Raw genomic sequence first — 14,359 nt, forward strand, 5'->3', positions numbered from 1 at the left:
CTCATGACGAAACTCGATCCCGCGACGACGGTGGGCAGCGGCGGACGCCGCTCCCGACTCGACACCTTCTTCTCCATCACGATGCGCGGCTCCACGATCACCCGTGAGATCCGCGGCGGCATCACGACGTTCGTCGCGATGGCCTACCTGATCGTGCTGATCCCGCTCATCATCGGCGACGCGCAGGACGTCACCGGTGCGACCCTCGACCCGCCACAGTTGAGCACCATGGTCGCGCTGTCGGCGGGGCTGACGACCGTGCTGATGGGCGTGGTGGGCAACGCGCCGCTCGCCATGGCGGCAGGGCTGGGAGTGACGCCGATCGTGGTGTTCCAGGCCGCGCCGTTCATGACCTGGCCCCAGGCGATGGGGCTGGTCGTCCTCGAAGGTGTCATCATCGTCGTCCTCGCGCTGACCGGTGTCCGCCAACTCATCATGGACGCGATCCCGCGCGTGCTGAAGCAGGCCATCGGAGTGGGCATCGGAGCGTTCATCGCTCTCATCGGTCTCGTCGACGCCGGGTTCGTCGGCTACGGCGACAACGCCTCCACCGCAGTCACACTCGGAATCTTCGGCAAGCTCGCAGGCTGGCCGGTCCTCGTGTTCTGCGTCGGCCTCGTGGTCATGATGGTGCTGTTCGTCCGGCGCGTCCCCGGTGCGATGCTCATCGGCATCTTCGTCGCCACCAACCTCGCCATCGTGCTGAACTCCGTGGTCGACATCGACCCACGCGCATGGGGTCCCGTGGTGCCCTCGGTACCCGATTCCATCGTCGCCACACCGCGATTCGACCTGCTGTTCGAGGTGGACGTGTTCGGCGGCTTCGCCCGCGCCGGCGTCGTCACCGCGTCGGTCGTGTTGTTCACGCTGGTGCTCTCGGGCTTCTTCGACGCCATGGGAACCATTCTGGGAGTGGGCGAGGAAGCCGGTCTCGTCGACAAGCAGGGCCGGCTGCCCGGACTGAGCCGCATCCTCACCGTCGACGGCATCGGCGCCATCCTCGGCGGCGCGATCAACGGTTCCGCCAACACCGCGGTGGTCGAATCGGCCGCCGGAGTCGCGGAGGGTGCTCGCACGGGACTGGCCAGCGTGGTCACCGGTGGACTGCTCACCAGCCTCATCTTCTTCACACCACTCGCCGGCGTCGTCCCGGTCGGCGCGGCAGCACCTGCCCTGGTCCTCGTCGGCGCGTTGATGATGACCCACGTCCGCAAGATCGACTGGGAGGACACCGAGATCGCGATCCCGGCCTTCCTGACCATCGTGCTCATGCCCTTCACGTACTCGATCACGGTCGGTGTGGCGGCAGGGGTGTTGTCCTACACGATCATCCGCCTGGCCAAGGGAAAGGTGCGGCAGACGCACTGGCTGCTGTACGTCATGAGCGCGGTGTTCGTCGTGTACTTCGCACTGCACCCCATCGAGGAAGCGCTGGGCATCTCCTGATGCGGGACATCGCGGACCGGTTGATGGCCTGGCACGACGCGGGACTGGCGTACGCCGTCGCGACCGTCGTCGCCGTCTCGGGCAGCGCGCCCCGGTCACCCGGTGCCGCGATGGCCGTCGCCTCCGACGGGCGGGTGGTGGGGAGCGTGTCGGGCGGCTGCGTCGAGGGTGCCGTCTACGCGCTCTGCCAGGAGGTCCTGGACACCGGCGTCGCGGTCCGGCAGAGTTTCGGCTACAGCGACGACGACGCGTTCGCCGTCGGGCTCACCTGCGGGGGCGAGATCGAGGTGTTCGTCTCGCCGGCGCCCGACCCCGCGGTCCTGCGGTCGTTCGACGGCGCCGTCGCCACCGTTCAGCTCCTCGACTCCGTCGGCACGGTCCTGGCCGTGCGGCCGGACAGGCACCTCGGATCGACCGGCTTCGCCGACATCGACCGCATCGCTGTCGACGAGGCTCGCGCGATGCTGGACGCCGGCAGCACCGGAATCCGTTCCGTCCGATGCCGGCCCGGAGTGGAGATGTTTGTCGTGTCGTACGCCCCACCGCCGCGGCTGCTCGTGTTCGGGGCGATCGACCATGCCGGCGCCCTCGCCCGCCTCGGCAGCTTCCTCGGCTACCGCGTGACGGTGTGCGACGCGCGCCCGGTGTTCGCCACACGGGCGCGGTTTCCGGACGCCGACGAGGTGATCGCCGAATGGCCGCACTCCTATCTCGCGCGCACGGACGTCGACGCGCGCACGGTGGTGTGCGTCCTGACCCACGACGCGAAGTTCGACGTGCCGTTGCTCGAGGTCGCGCTGCGGCTGCCGGTCGCGTTCGTCGGGGCGATGGGGTCCAGACGAACCCATCGTGACCGGCAGGCACGGCTGCGCGAGGTGGGGATGACCGAGACCGAGCTGTCTCGACTGCGCTCGCCCGTCGGCCTCGACCTGGGTGCGAGCACGCCGGAGGAGACCGCTGTGGCCATCGCGGCGGAGTTCGTGGCAGCGCGGCGCGGCGGCAGCGGCATGTCCCTGACACTCGGGGACGGCCCGATCCACCACGCGACCGTGCCCGACCGTCGTCAGGCGTAGCCGAGTTGTGTGCAGTGATCCGCGGTGGGCGCGGATCTCTGCACACAGGCGGACCGGGAACGACCGTGCCGCCCTGCGCGTCGAACCACTCGTGATCGACAGACTGCTCGCGGCTCAGGACGGCGTGGTCACGTCCGCACACGCTCGAGCTGCCGGCCTGAGCTCGGACGCTCTCGAACGACGAGTCCGCTCGGGACGGTGGCGACGGGTGAGTCCCGGCGTGTACGTCGCCCTCGACCGACCGTTCACCGACACAGCGCGGGTGCGGTGCGCAGTGTGGTCGACCACCAGCGGAGTGCTCACCGGGACGAGCGCCGCGTTCTGGTTGGGCCTGACGACGCATCTCCCGCCGCTGGTCGAGGTCACCGTTCCGCTCACCGCGTCGGGACGCCCCGCGCCGGGGGTTCGGTTGCGCCGCCGCACTCTCGATGCGGCAGACATCGTCGAGGTCCGCCGTGTCCGCGTCTCCGGTCTGGCGCTGACGGTGCTCGAGGCGTCGGTCGTTCTCGGCCAGGAGGTCATGGACCGGCAGCTGCAGCGGCACGCGACTCTTCTGGGCCTACGGCGGGCGCAGGACCGCAATCGCGGACGACACGGCAGCACGAAAGCAGAGCGATTGTTGCGGGCGGCCGAGTCCGGCGCTCGATCGGAGGCGGAGCGGCTCGTTCTTCGCCTGCTCACCGCATCCGGGCTCCGCGGGTGGGTGGTGAACCATCCGTTCGGCGGGTACGTGCTCGACATCGCGTTCCCGTTGCAGCGCTTGGCGATCGAGATCGACGGGTGGGCATTCCACTCCGACAGCGCGGCCTTCCACCGTGACCGTATCCGGCAGAACGTGCTGAGCGCGTCGTGGACGGTGCTGCGCTACACCTGGCGCGACCTGACCGAGCGTCCCGGCGACGTGATCGCGGAGATCCGCGCGCTCGTTGATCGTGTGCAGTGATCCGCGGTATCCGCGGATCACTGCACACGAGCCAGCGCTACTCGGTGGGACGCGAGGACGACCAGCGTTTCCGGGCCGCGGTGGCCGAGGCGTCGTCGAGCTCACCGAACAGCCGCAGCCGCGACAGTCCGCCGTCCGGGTAGACGTCCAGACGCAGGTGCGTCGCGGCAGGCGAGGCATCCAGGGCGAACCGGTGCCGTGTGTCCGGAGCGACGGCCGTTCGCGGCAGCAGTTCGTGCCACGCGCCCTCGTCGCGGACGTCGGCGGTGCGCGCATCCACGGTGGTGACACGGACCCACCCGGGGGCGTTGCCGACGTAGTAGCTCGTGTCCACTTCGAGGTGGCGGGGAACACCCGCGGCCGCCAGTGCGAATACCGCGAAGTCGTTGCCTCCGTGTCGTCGTCGCGCGTTCTCCCAGCCCTCACCCATGTTGCGGGCGCGGCCCGGCATGATGATGTTGGCCGGCGAGGAGTAGAACGCGTCGGAGCACTCCGTCAGGACAGCGCCGTTCTCCGCGGCGAGCAGGTCGACCGTCCCCGTCAGGAACCTCGGGTCCGGGACCACCTCGCCGTGCACCCGGAGTCGGGCCACGCCCCCGTCGGGAAAGATGTTGAGGCGCACATGTGTCCACCGGTGGTGATCGTCGACGCTGTAGGCGTTCGCGGTGCCGCCGAGTGCCGGCGATCTCTCGACGAGGGTGTGCCAGTCGGCCTTCTCCAGCTCCTCGCTCGACGGGTGGCCCTCGACGCAGGCCCCGTCGACGGACACGAACGGCGGGTAGTTGCCGAGGAAGTGTGCCGTGTCGACGATGACGCCGTGCACGATGCCGGCGGCACCGAGTCGGACGATCGCCCAGTCGTGTCCGTCGTCGCGGCGGCGGCGTGTCTCCCACCCGTCGTAGACCTTGCCCTTGTGCCCGAAGTCGTGGGGGTCGAAGAATGGGGGTTCCGGCCGGATCAGGTTCTCCCGCTGGGCGAACAGTTCGTCGTTCGCCGCGCTGACGCTTCCTCCCAAGGCTCGGGAGGCGAGGTCGACATGGGCGGTGAACGCAGCGGTGGTCATGAAACTCCTTCAGTGAGGTACGAGGTGGCGATGGTCGCGCCGATCCGCCGGAGCAGCGTCGGAGCGTGGCGCATCGACGCGGCGAGATCGGGTTCGAGATCGGCGAGCGAGTAGGAGCGAACGATGCCGTGGTCGAGTAGGCGATCGGGTGCGAGCGTGATTCGGCCGGCGACGGCGATCACCGGGATGCCCTCGTCGCGGGCGACGTGGGCGACGCCGACCGGGACTTTGCCGTGCAGGCTCTGCTCGTCCAGCGATCCCTCACCGGTGACCACGAGGTCTGCCGACGCCAGCCGGCGACGGAAGTCGACCAGGTCGAGCACGGTATCGATCCCGGACCGCACCGTCGCCCCCAGCACTGCCATCGCGCCGAAGGCAGTTCCGCCGGCTGCGCCCGCACCGGGCCGATCGGCGTGGGCAGCGCCCGCGACCTCCGCCCATCGCGTCATCGCCTGCTCGAGGACACGCACTGCGTCCGGGCCGGCGCCCTTCTGTGGTGCGTACACGGCGGTGGCGCCCGCCGGGCCGAGCAGTGGATTGTCGACGTCGCACGCGAGCTGGAAGGAGACGCCGGCCACCGTGGACGTCATCGCGTCGAGATCCAACGTCGCCGCCTCGCGCAACGCCGCACCGCCGCCGGTGATCTCACGGCCACGGGCGTCGAGGATGCGCACACCCAGTCCGCGGAGCATGCCGGCGCCGCCGTCGGTGGAGGCGCTGCCGCCCAGCCCGATGACCACGGTCCGCACTCCGGCGGCAAGCGCGTGGGAGATGACGGTTCCGAGTCCGAACGTGCTCGCCGCCAGAGCATTCGGGGTTCCGCCCGGTAGTAGGGACAATCCCACCGTGGAGGCGAGTTCGACGACCGCGGTGGCTCCCCGCCGCGCGTACGAGGAGTCGACAGGCATGCCCGTCGGACCGGTCGTGGACACGGGCACGCGGTCCCACCCGGCGGCGACGGCGGCGTCGACCGTGCCGTCGCCGCCGTCCGCCACCGGCAGTCGCACGACGTCCCACGACGGTGCGGTGGTCGCGATGCCCTCGGCCAGAGCATCGGCGACCTCGATCGCCGTCGCCGACCCCTTGAACTTGTCGGGCGAGAGGAGAACGCGCGGCATCCTCAGTCCAACATCAGCAGTGCCGTGGGTGCATCGGCGGACGATCGCGCGAGATCCTCGAACTCGCCGACATTGTCCAGCTCGGTGCCCATCGCGATGTTCGTGACGCGCTCGAGCACGATCTCGACGACGACGGGAACCTTGTGCTCGGCCGCCAGGGTGCGGGCCGAGACGAGTGCGTCCGCGATCGCATCCGGGTCGGTGACGCGCAACGCCTTGCAGCCCAACCCCTCCGCGACGGCAACGTGATCGACGCCGTAGCCCTTGGGGATGCCCGGTTCACCGTCGACAGGATCTCGGTGGTTGATGTTGTCGAACCCGAGCTGCACACAGAAGTCCATGTCGAAGGCACGCTGGGCCTGTCGGATCAGACCGAGGTACGAATTGTTCACCAGCACGTGCACGTAGGGCAGGTTGAACTGCGCGCCGACGGCCAACTCCTCGATCATGAACTGGAAGTCGTAGTCGCCCGAGAGTCCCACGACGGGGGGTGCTCGGGTCCGCCGCGACCACACCGAGCGCGGCGGGGATCGTCCACCCCAGTGGACCGGCCTGGCCACAGTTGATCCAGTTGCGCGGCTCGTACACGTGCAGGAACTGTCCGCCCGCGATCTGCGACAACCCGATCGTGGTGACGTAGCGGGTGTCCCGGCCGAAGACGCGGTTCATCTCCTCGTACACGCGCTGCGGCTTGATCGGGACGTCGTCGAAGTGCGTGCGACGCTGCATGGTCCGCTTCCGCGTCGCGCACTCCTCCACCCAGCCAGTGAGGTCGCGGAGCGCACCGGCCGCGCGGCGGTCCCGTGCGACGGCGACGAACTGTTCCAGTGCTGCCGCAGCGTCCGAGATGATGCCGTAGTCGGGGGCGAACACCCGTCCGATCTGAGTCGGCTCGATGTCGACGTGGACGAACGTCCGCGTCCCGCGGTAGGTGTCCAGGCCACCGGTGTGTCGGTTGGCCCACCGGTTCCCGATGCCGATGACGAAGTCCGAGGCGAGCAGCGTCGCGTTGCCGTAACGGTGCGAGGTCTGCAGCCCCACCATGCCCGCGGCGAGACGATGATCGTCGGGAATGGTGCCCCAGCCCATCAGCGTCGGGATGACGGGGACGTTCAGGATCTCGGCCAACTCGACCAAGAGGTCCGATGCGTCGGCGTTGACGATGCCGCCGCCGGCGACGATCAACGGTCGTTCGGCGGCGAGCAGCATGTCGATCGCCTTCTCGGCCTGCGCCCGCGAGGCATGCGGCTTGTGCACCGGCAGTGACTGATACGTGTCGGGGTCGAACTCGATCTCGGCCATCTGCACGTCGATGGGCAGGTCGATCAGGACGGGCCCCGGGCGCCCGGACCGCATCAGGTGGAACGCCTGCGCGAAGGCGCCGGGCACCTGTGCGGGTTCGAGCACGGTCATGGCCATCTTGGTCACGGGCGCGGCGATCGACGCGATGTCGACGGCCTGAAAGTCTTCCTTGTGCAGTCGGGCCACCGGTGCCTGACCCGTGATAGCCAGTACGGGAACGGAATCCGCCATCGCGGAGTAGAGACCGGTGATCATGTCGGTGCCGGCGGGCCCGGAGGTGCCGATACAGATGCCGATGTTGCCGGCCTTCGCTCGGGTGAATCCCTCCGCCATGTGTGACGCGCCCTCGACGTGGCGGGCCAAGACGTGCCGGATCCCGCCGTGCGCCCGCAAGGCCGAGTAGAAGGGGTTGATCGCTGCGCCGGGCAGACCGAACGCGGTGGTGGCGCCCTCGAGTTCGAGAATCTTCACCGCGGCGTCGGCTGCGCGCATGCGGGTCATCGGCTCGCCTTCCCGGACAGCTGCTCGACGCCGCGGAACAGGGCCGAGTGGTCGAGTCCGCCGTCGCCGTTGGCGCGTGCCGACGCCATCAGTTGAGCGAGCAGGGCGCCCATCGGCGTGACGACACCCGCCTCGCGTGCCGCGGAGCCGACGATGCCGAGGTCCTTGTGGTGCAGGTCGATCCGGAACCCGGGCTCGAACGATCGGTCGAGCATCTTCTGTGCCTTCTGCCTCAGGACTGCCGATCCGGCGAGGCCGCCCCCCAGAACCTCGACGGCGGCGCGCATGTCGACGCAGTAGGCCTCGAGGAAGACGATCGCCTCCGCGAGCACCTGGATGTTGCCGGCCACGATCAATTGGTTGGCGGCCTTGACGGTCTGCCCGGAGCCGTTGGGTCCGACGTGGACGACGGTCGAGCCCACCACGTCGAGAATGGGCCTGGCCGACTCGACGTCCTCGGCGCTGCCGCCCACCATGATCGACAGGGCCCGGTTCTCGGCGCCGGCCTGACCGCCCGACACCGGCGCGTCGATGATGCGGAACCCTCGTGACCGGGCCTCCTGCGCCAGCGCGCTGGTGACGTCCGGTCGGATGCTGGAGAAGTCGATGATCAGGGCGTCTGCAGGTGCGTTGTCGAACACCCCGCCCTCGCCGGTGAGGACGTCCTGGACGTCGGGGGAGTCGGGCACCATGACCGCGATGACGTCCGCGCCGGTCACCGCCTTGGCGATCGACTCGGCCGCGGTGCCGCCGGCCTCGACCAGTGGTGCGGTGCGGTCGGGTGTGAGGTTGTACCCGACCACCTGATGGCCGGCATGTGCGAGGTGGACGGCCATGGGGCTGCCCATGATGCCGAGTCCGATGAATGCGATGGTGCTCATGGCGGATCCTTACGTGGAGTGCGAGTGGGTGAGCCAGTCGAAGGCGGTGTCCCGAGCGGCCTTGTATTCGAGTCCGATGACACCGCGGTAGCCGTTCTCGGCGAGGCGCGCGAGGTGCGCGTCCAGATCGAGGGCGCCGCTGCCGGGTGCACCGCGACCGGGCGAGTCAGCAATTTGGACGTGTCCGATCAGGGCGGCCCGGGTGTCGATGACCGCGGCGACGTCGTCACCGTTGACGTCGAGGTGGTACAGGTCGGCGAGCAGTCGGAGCGAGTCGACGCCGCGGGCGGCGACCCGGTCGATCACGGCGACCGCGTCCGTGGCCGTCGTCAGCGGGTAGGCGGGAGCTCCGCTCACCGGCTCGATCAGGACGACTCCACCGAGTCGGGCGACGGCGGTGCCGGCGGCCACCAGGTTGTCGGTGGCGACGCGGTCCTGTTCGACGGGATCGACCCCCTCGAGCCGATTGCCGTAGAGCGCGTTGAACGCTCGGGTACCGAGTCGCTCACCGATTCCGACCGTGACGTCGATGTTGTCGCGGAACGCCGCGATCTGTGCCGGGTCGGACAGGACTCCCCGATCACCGGCCGGCATGTCGCCCGCGGCGAAGTTCAGCCCGGTCAGTCGGACCCCGGCATCCTCGACCGCGGTGACGAAGGCGTCCACTTCGCGGTCGGCGGGTACGGGAGAGGCGAAGGGCCACCAGAACTCGACGGCGTCGAAGCCGAGAACCCGAGCGAGCCGAGGGCGCTCGAGGAGGGGCACCTCGGTCAACAGGATCGAGCAGTTGACCGCGTACGTCCACGTCTCGCCGCCGCTCACGAGACGTCGCCGGACGACGGGGCGGTGAGCCCGCGGTACCGCCGCCAGCTGCCGGCGGCGGTGATGTCGGTCAGGCCCGTGCGGTCGTCGAGCAGTATGCCGGGCCGAAGACCCACGGCGAGAACGGAATCACCGTTCTCGAGCTGCACGACCGTCAGTTCGAGCTCGGGTGGCTCGTCGGGCAGGAACCGAGCGCGGATGTCGTTCATCGGGACGTCGTACAGCTCACCCTCGATGGCGGCGCCGCCGTCCGGGGCGAGCACCAGGGCCGGGAACTCGTCCCGTACCGAGTAGAAGCGGTAGTCGGGTGTGGTGCGCACGGTGCCGAGGAAGGTGTGGGCGGCGACGTTGTGGTGCAGAACGCCACCACGCATAGCGTCGCCGTTGCAGAAGAGTCGAGCCATCGAATGGACCTCCAGAATCCGTATTGTGGAATAAGTATTCCGCGGATGCGTCGAGTGTCACGGGTCACAGTGGGGATGTCAACCCCTGGACCGCGCCGTGCGAGGCGCTGCGGATCGAGGGTTGACAGTGCGTGTGACCGCTGTCACTCTTCGATCTATGGAATTGCTGTTTCGCGATACGGAATCCAAGACCCCCGCGAATGACGGCGGAGAAGAGCACCTCCGACATTGCCTCGACATCCCCCGGTGGGGCCGGGCGCTGCTCGCGCTGACGCCCTTCGCGGACGAGAGATCGCTGCACACGGCGGTGATGTCGGTGGCCGCCCCGTTCACGCTCGCCGAGATCGACGGTGCGCTCCGGCACCATCCGCGCATCGGGGACCGGCCCGTCGGTGACGACGCCGGCGCCGCGTTCGCACGCTCGGAGCAGTCCGGCGTGGACAGCTCCGATGCGCGGGTCGGCGCTCGGCTCGCCGCCGGCAACGAGGAGTACGAATCGCGATTCGGTCGGGTGTTCCTCGTCAGAGCGGCCGGCCGGAGTGCCGCCGACGTGCTCGCCGAGCTCGATCGGCGGCTGGGTCACGACGAGTCGACCGAACTCCGTGAGATCGAGGACGCTCTGCGTCAGATCGCCGCTGTGCGGCTCCTGGGGCCGGGTGTCCTGTGACCGAGCCCGCTCACGTCACGACGCACGTACTCGATGCAGCCGATGGTGTTCCCGCACAGGGCGTGTCGGTCGTACTGGTGCGTGAACGCGACGGCGTGACCCTGGCCTCGCGCGTGACGGACGCGCAGGGCCGCATCACCGATCTCGGTCCCGCCCGCCTCGAACCGGGCGTCTACAGGCTGACCTTCGACACCGCGTCCTACTTCGCGCGCGGGGGCCGTCCGACCTTCTATCCACGGATCGACATCGCCGTCGATATCCGTTCCGCCGACGAGCACTACCACGTACCGATCCTTCTCAGCCCGTTCGCGTACACGACCTATCGAGGGAGCTAGACATGAGCACGATCGTTCTCGGAGCCAACCAGTACGGCAAGGCCGAATGCCGCCTCGTGCGCATCGACAGGGAGACCCCGCGCCACCGCATCACCGACATCTCGGTCACGTCGCAATTGCGAGGAGATCTGTCCGCGGCGCACACCGACGGCGACAACGGTCATGTCGTCGCGACCGACACACAGAAGAACACCGTGTACGCGTTCGCACGCCACGGGATCGGTGCCATCGAGGAGTTCGCGTTGCGTCTCGGGCGGCACTTCACCACCGATTTCGACTGGATCACCGGCGGCCGCTGGGAGATAGAGCAGTACGCGTGGGACCGCATCCCGACGGGACCGGAAGGGCACGATCACTCCTTCGTCCGTGCCGGCGACGAGAAGCGCACCACCATCGTGACCGTGGACGGCGACGACACCTGGATCGTCTCGGGCCTCAGCGATCTGGTGGTGCTCAAGTCGACGGGCTCGGAGTTCTGGGGCTTCCCCACCGACAGATACACCACTCTGCAGGAGACGACGGATCGCATCCTCGCCACCTCGGTGAGTGCACGGTGGCGGTACCTCACCACCGAGCTCGATTTCGACAAGACGTTCACCGACGTCCGCTCCATCATGCTCGAGACCTTCGCGACGGTACATTCACTGGGGTTGCAGCAGAGCCTGTTCCAGATGGGGACGAAAGTTCTGGAGGCGCATCCCGAGATCGGCGAGATCAGATTCTCGATGCCCAACAAGCACCACTTCCTCGTCGACCTGGAACCGTTCGGGCTCGACAACCCAGGCGAGGTGTTCTACGCCGCGGACCGGCCCTACGGGCTCATCGAGGCCACCGTCGAACGTGACGACGCCCCCGACGCCGGCCGGGCGTGGGACACCGTCCCCGGATTCTGCTAGGAGACGGCGATGACACGCGCAGCGCACGATCCCGCCCGTCCGGAGGACGAGCGGCTGAGTCTCGGCAAGACGTACGTCTACGGCCTGCAACACATCCTGACGATGTACGGCGGGGTCATCGCGCCTCCGCTCATCGTCGGCGGCGCCGCCGGTCTGTCCGGTACCGACATCGCGATCCTGGTGTCGGCGGCCCTGTTCGTCAGCGGCGCGGCGACTCTGCTGCAGACACTCGGGTTGCCGTTCGTGGGCGCCAAGCTACCTCTCGTGCAGGGAATCTCGTTCGCCTCCGTGTCCACGATGGTGGCCGTCGCGAGTGGGCCCGGTGGGCTGAACGCGGTGTTCGGCGCCATCATCGCCGCCGGTGCCATCGGCATCCTCGTCACACCGTTCTTCAGCAGGATCGTCCGCTTCTTCCCACCGGTGGTCACCGGCACCATCATCACGGTCATCGGAATCTCGTTGCTGCCCGTGGCCTGTCGGTGGGCCATGGGTGGGACGGAGTCCGCGCCGGACTGGGGGTCGACCTCGAACATCGGGTTGGCCGGTGTCAGTCTCCTCGTCGTCCTCGTCGTCAGCCGGTTCGCGCAGGGCACAGTGTCGCGCCTGTCCATCCTGATCGGCATCGTCGTCGGCACGATCGTCGCGTCGCTCGTCGGCGAGGCCGACTTCGGTGACGTGGGCACGGGCGCGATCTTCAGTCTCCCGGAGCCGTTCGCCTTCGGGACGCCCGTCTTCCAGATCGGGGCGATCATCTCGATGGTCGTGGTCATCCTGGTGATCATGACCGAGACGACGGCCGACATCCTCGCGGTGGGCGAGATCGTCGGCACCGACGTCGATTCCCGCCGCGTCGGGGACGGTCTCCGGGCCGACATGCTCGCCACCACCGTTGCCCCGATCTTCGGGACGTTCCCCGCGAGTGCCTTTGCACAGAACGTCGGCCTCGTGGCGGTGACGGGCATCAAGAGCAGGTTCGTGGTCGCCGCCGGTGGATCGGTCCTGCTGGTGCTCGGGTTGTTTCCCGTCCTCGGACGTCTCGTCGCCGCAGTACCACTGCCCGTGCTGGGCGGCGCCGGTATCGTGTTGTTCGGTTCGGTGGCGGCGAGCGGCATTCGCACCCTGTCGAAGGTCGACTTCGACGGCAACCTGAACCTCGTGATCGTGGCCGTGGCCATCGGATTCGGCGTGCTTCCCATCGCCGTGCCCGGATTCTGGTCGGCGTTCCCGGAGTGGGTGCACGTGGTGTTCGACTCGGGAATCAGCGCGGCGAGCATCGTCGCGGTGATCCTCAACATCTTCTTCAACGAGATCACTGCCGGTCGACGGTCGTCGCCGTCGGTGGTCGCAGCGGCACCACCCATCGTGGTCGAGCGAAGGGAATGAGCCGTTTCTTCCGCCTGGTGGAATAGGCTCGGCGGCATGGAGTCCAGTGGCGGCGTGCAGTCGGTCGAGCGCGCGTTCGACCTTCTCGAGATCATGGCCGGTGCGGGCGGGTCGGTCGGTGTCAGCGAGCTGGCCGAGGCGGCCGAGCTGCCGATGCCGACCATCCATCGTCTGCTCAAGACCCTGGTGGCGCTGGGATACGCACGCCGACTCCCGTCGCGCCGGTACGCCCTGGGGACACGGCTCATCGCCCTCGGTGAGCGATCCGCCAAGCTCATCGGCTCGTGGGCTCGTCCCTATCTGGCGGAGCTCGTGTCGATCACGCACGAGACGTCCAACATGGCGTTCCTCGAGGACGACATGGCCGTGTACGTCGCGCAGGTGCCGTCCGAGCATGCGATGCGCATGTTCAACGAGGTGGGTCAGCGCGTGTTCCCGCACAGCACCGGGGTGGGGAAGGCGTTGCTCGCGCAGTTGCCCGACGAGGAGGTGCTCGCACTGCTCGCCCGGACGGGGATGGCGCCGAAGACGGTGAACACCCACACCACACCCGCGGCGCTCCTCGCAGATCTCGCCGTGATCCGCGAGCGCGGGTATTCAGTGGACGAGGGGGAGCAGGAGGTGGGGGTGCGGTGCTTCGCGGTTCCGGTGATCGGCGCCCCGACACTCACCGCGATCTCGATCGCGGGCCCGTCCGCCCGCGTCACCCCCGACACCGCGAACGACTATGTGCCACTGCTCGTCTCGGCCGCCGAACGACTGGCGAAGGACCTGGCCGCGGACGGTCTCGGTCGCCGCTGACTAGACTCGACTCATGGCTGAACTGTGGGTCGATCGCACCGGGACACGTCGTTACACCGGCAAGAGTTCGCGCGGTGCCGAAGTGCTCATCGGGTCCGAGGACGTCGAGGGTGTCTTCACTCCCGGTGAGCTGCTCAAGATCGCTCTCGCGGCGTGCACGGGCATGAGCTCCGACCGCCCCCTCGCCCGCCGGCTCGGTGACGACTACGATGCGACCGTCCGGGTGTCGGGCGTCGCCGATCGTGACGAGGAGCGCTACCCGCGGCTCGAGGAGGTGCTGACGGTCGACCTCAGCGCCCTCGATCCGGAGGCCAGGGAACGGTTGCTCACCGTCGTCACCAAGGCCGTCGACAAGGTGTGCACGGTGGGGCGCACGTTGAAGGCGGGCACCGAGGTGGACCTCCGTATCGAGGTCGAGGAGTGACGGCAGTCGACCTCGAACGGCTGAGCGCGTGGGTCCACGGCAGTGTCCAGGGCGTCGGTTTCCGCTGGTGGACGCGGTCGCGCGCGTTGGAACTCGGGCTCGTCGGATCAGCGACCAACACGTCCGACGGCCGGGTGCACGTGGTCGCCGAGGGAGATCGAGCTGATCTCGAGGCGCTGCTCGCCGCTCTGCGATCGGGTGACACCCCGGGCTCGGTGACCACCGTGGTGGACAACTGGGAATCCGCTCGCGGCGGACTCGACGGGTTCGTCGAACGCTGAGAGAGCAGGGCTGGGTAGT

At 68.6% G+C, this 14,359-nt stretch carries 15 protein-coding genes and 1 pseudogene; 10 read left to right on the plus strand and 6 right to left on the minus strand.

Translation table 11 applies throughout. The features are described from left to right. Nucleotides 1-3: 3 nt before the first annotated feature. The 3 genes from QE397_RS07350 (at nt 4) to QE397_RS07360 (ending at nt 3,462) form a co-directional block, all read left to right on the plus strand. On the plus strand, nt 4-1,446 hold the full coding sequence (locus tag QE397_RS07350; protein ID WP_307092591.1) for an NCS2 family permease: 1,443 nt from the start codon (nt 4-6) through the stop codon (nt 1,444-1,446). Beyond that, the gene (locus QE397_RS07355) at nt 1,446-2,519 is read left to right on the plus strand and encodes an XdhC family protein (RefSeq protein WP_307092593.1); all 1,074 of its coding nucleotides are present in this window, start codon (nt 1,446-1,448) and stop codon (nt 2,517-2,519) included. Before QE397_RS07350 ends, QE397_RS07355 begins: the two co-directional genes overlap by 1 nt. A gap of 91 nt (nt 2,520-2,610) precedes the next feature. After that, nucleotides 2,611-3,462, plus strand: a complete 852-nt coding sequence (locus tag QE397_RS07360) for a type IV toxin-antitoxin system AbiEi family antitoxin domain-containing protein (protein WP_285185207.1) — start codon at nt 2,611-2,613, stop codon at nt 3,460-3,462. A 37-nt stretch (nt 3,463-3,499) separates the two neighbouring features. On the opposite strand, the gene alc is transcribed toward QE397_RS07360, so the two are convergent. The 6 genes and pseudogenes from alc to QE397_RS07390 form a co-directional block, all read right to left on the minus strand. Then, nucleotides 3,500-4,525 (minus strand): allantoicase, encoded by a 1,026-nt coding sequence (alc, locus tag QE397_RS07365; RefSeq protein WP_307092596.1) that lies wholly within the window; start codon nt 4,523-4,525, stop codon nt 3,500-3,502. After that, complete coding sequence (locus tag QE397_RS07370; protein ID WP_307092598.1) at nt 4,522-5,643, minus strand: glycerate kinase; 1,122 nt, start codon at nt 5,641-5,643, stop codon at nt 4,522-4,524. The genes alc and QE397_RS07370 overlap by 4 nt, the downstream gene beginning before the upstream one ends. Before the next feature lie 2 nt (nt 5,644-5,645). Further along, nucleotides 5,646-7,446 (minus strand): annotated as a pseudogene (gene gcl, locus QE397_RS07375) (glyoxylate carboligase). Continuing rightward, nucleotides 7,443-8,327 carry a 2-hydroxy-3-oxopropionate reductase gene (locus QE397_RS07380; protein WP_307092600.1) on the minus strand — a complete coding sequence of 295 codons (885 nt, stop codon included), beginning with the start codon at nt 8,325-8,327 and terminating at the stop codon, nt 7,443-7,445. The pseudogene gcl and the gene QE397_RS07380 overlap by 4 nt, the downstream one beginning before the upstream one ends. Nucleotides 8,328-8,336: 9 nt before the next feature. Further along, the gene (locus QE397_RS07385; RefSeq protein ID WP_307092602.1) at nt 8,337-9,149 is read right to left on the minus strand and encodes a hydroxypyruvate isomerase family protein; all 813 of its coding nucleotides are present in this window, start codon (nt 9,147-9,149) and stop codon (nt 8,337-8,339) included. After that, entirely contained in the window at nt 9,146-9,553 is a 408-nt protein-coding gene (locus QE397_RS07390; RefSeq protein ID WP_307092604.1) for a gamma-glutamylcyclotransferase, read from the minus strand. Before QE397_RS07390 ends, QE397_RS07385 begins: the two co-directional genes overlap by 4 nt. A gap of 157 nt (nt 9,554-9,710) precedes the next feature. Between QE397_RS07390 and uraD the strand changes: the two genes are divergently transcribed. Genes uraD through QE397_RS07425 form a run of 7 tightly spaced genes read left to right on the plus strand, consistent with a single transcriptional unit; the run spans nt 9,711 to nt 14,340 of the window. After that, the gene (gene uraD, locus QE397_RS07395) at nt 9,711-10,220 is read left to right on the plus strand and encodes a 2-oxo-4-hydroxy-4-carboxy-5-ureidoimidazoline decarboxylase (protein ID WP_307092607.1); all 510 of its coding nucleotides are present in this window, start codon (nt 9,711-9,713) and stop codon (nt 10,218-10,220) included. After that, nucleotides 10,217-10,555 carry a hydroxyisourate hydrolase gene (gene uraH / locus QE397_RS07400; protein WP_307092609.1) on the plus strand — a complete coding sequence of 113 codons (339 nt, stop codon included), beginning with the start codon at nt 10,217-10,219 and terminating at the stop codon, nt 10,553-10,555. Before uraD ends, uraH begins: the two co-directional genes overlap by 4 nt. Nucleotides 10,556-10,557: 2 nt before the next feature. After that, nucleotides 10,558-11,451, plus strand: a complete 894-nt coding sequence (gene pucL, locus QE397_RS07405) for a factor-independent urate hydroxylase (protein WP_307092610.1) — start codon at nt 10,558-10,560, stop codon at nt 11,449-11,451. Nucleotides 11,452-11,460: 9 nt separating this feature from the next. After that, on the plus strand, nt 11,461-12,834 hold the full coding sequence (locus QE397_RS07410; protein ID WP_222645350.1) for a nucleobase:cation symporter-2 family protein: 1,374 nt from the start codon (nt 11,461-11,463) through the stop codon (nt 12,832-12,834). A gap of 36 nt (nt 12,835-12,870) precedes the next feature. After that, nucleotides 12,871-13,635, plus strand: a complete 765-nt coding sequence (locus QE397_RS07415) for an IclR family transcriptional regulator (RefSeq protein ID WP_027505003.1) — start codon at nt 12,871-12,873, stop codon at nt 13,633-13,635. Nucleotides 13,636-13,648: 13 nt separating this feature from the next. Next, a complete protein-coding gene (locus QE397_RS07420) occupies nt 13,649-14,059 on the plus strand; it encodes an OsmC family protein (RefSeq protein ID WP_027505004.1) in 411 nt (136 codons plus the stop codon). Further along, entirely contained in the window at nt 14,056-14,340 is a 285-nt protein-coding gene (locus tag QE397_RS07425; RefSeq protein WP_027505005.1) for an acylphosphatase, read from the plus strand. The genes QE397_RS07420 and QE397_RS07425 overlap by 4 nt, the downstream gene beginning before the upstream one ends. Nucleotides 14,341-14,359 lie beyond the last annotated feature (19 nt).

This window comes from Rhodococcus sp. SORGH_AS_0301 (assembly GCF_030818285.1).
In the GTDB taxonomy this organism is placed as follows: Bacteria; Actinomycetota; Actinomycetes; order Mycobacteriales; family Mycobacteriaceae; genus Rhodococcoides.

What these genes read in the sequence shown, in the direction of transcription:
- QE397_RS07350 (WP_307092591.1), top strand. Translation starts at nt 4, where the DNA reads ATGACGAAACTCGATCCCGCGACGACGGTGGGCAGCGGCGGACGCCGC.
- QE397_RS07355 (WP_307092593.1), top strand. Translation starts at nt 1,446, where the DNA reads ATGCGGGACATCGCGGACCGGTTGATGGCCTGGCACGACGCGGGACTG.
- alc (WP_307092596.1), bottom strand. Translation starts at nt 4,525, where the DNA reads ATGACCACCGCTGCGTTCACCGCCCATGTCGACCTCGCCTCCCGAGCC.
- QE397_RS07370 (WP_307092598.1), bottom strand. Translation starts at nt 5,643, where the DNA reads ATGCCGCGCGTTCTCCTCTCGCCCGACAAGTTCAAGGGGTCGGCGACG.
- QE397_RS07380 (WP_307092600.1), bottom strand. Translation starts at nt 8,327, where the DNA reads ATGAGCACCATCGCATTCATCGGACTCGGCATCATGGGCAGCCCCATG.
- QE397_RS07390 (WP_307092604.1), bottom strand. Translation starts at nt 9,553, where the DNA reads ATGGCTCGACTCTTCTGCAACGGCGACGCTATGCGTGGTGGCGTTCTG.
- uraD (WP_307092607.1), top strand. Translation starts at nt 9,711, where the DNA reads ATGGAATTGCTGTTTCGCGATACGGAATCCAAGACCCCCGCGAATGAC.
- pucL (WP_307092610.1), top strand. Translation starts at nt 10,558, where the DNA reads ATGAGCACGATCGTTCTCGGAGCCAACCAGTACGGCAAGGCCGAATGC.
- QE397_RS07410 (WP_222645350.1), top strand. Translation starts at nt 11,461, where the DNA reads ATGACACGCGCAGCGCACGATCCCGCCCGTCCGGAGGACGAGCGGCTG.
- QE397_RS07415 (WP_027505003.1), top strand. Translation starts at nt 12,871, where the DNA reads ATGGAGTCCAGTGGCGGCGTGCAGTCGGTCGAGCGCGCGTTCGACCTT.
- QE397_RS07420 (WP_027505004.1), top strand. Translation starts at nt 13,649, where the DNA reads ATGGCTGAACTGTGGGTCGATCGCACCGGGACACGTCGTTACACCGGC.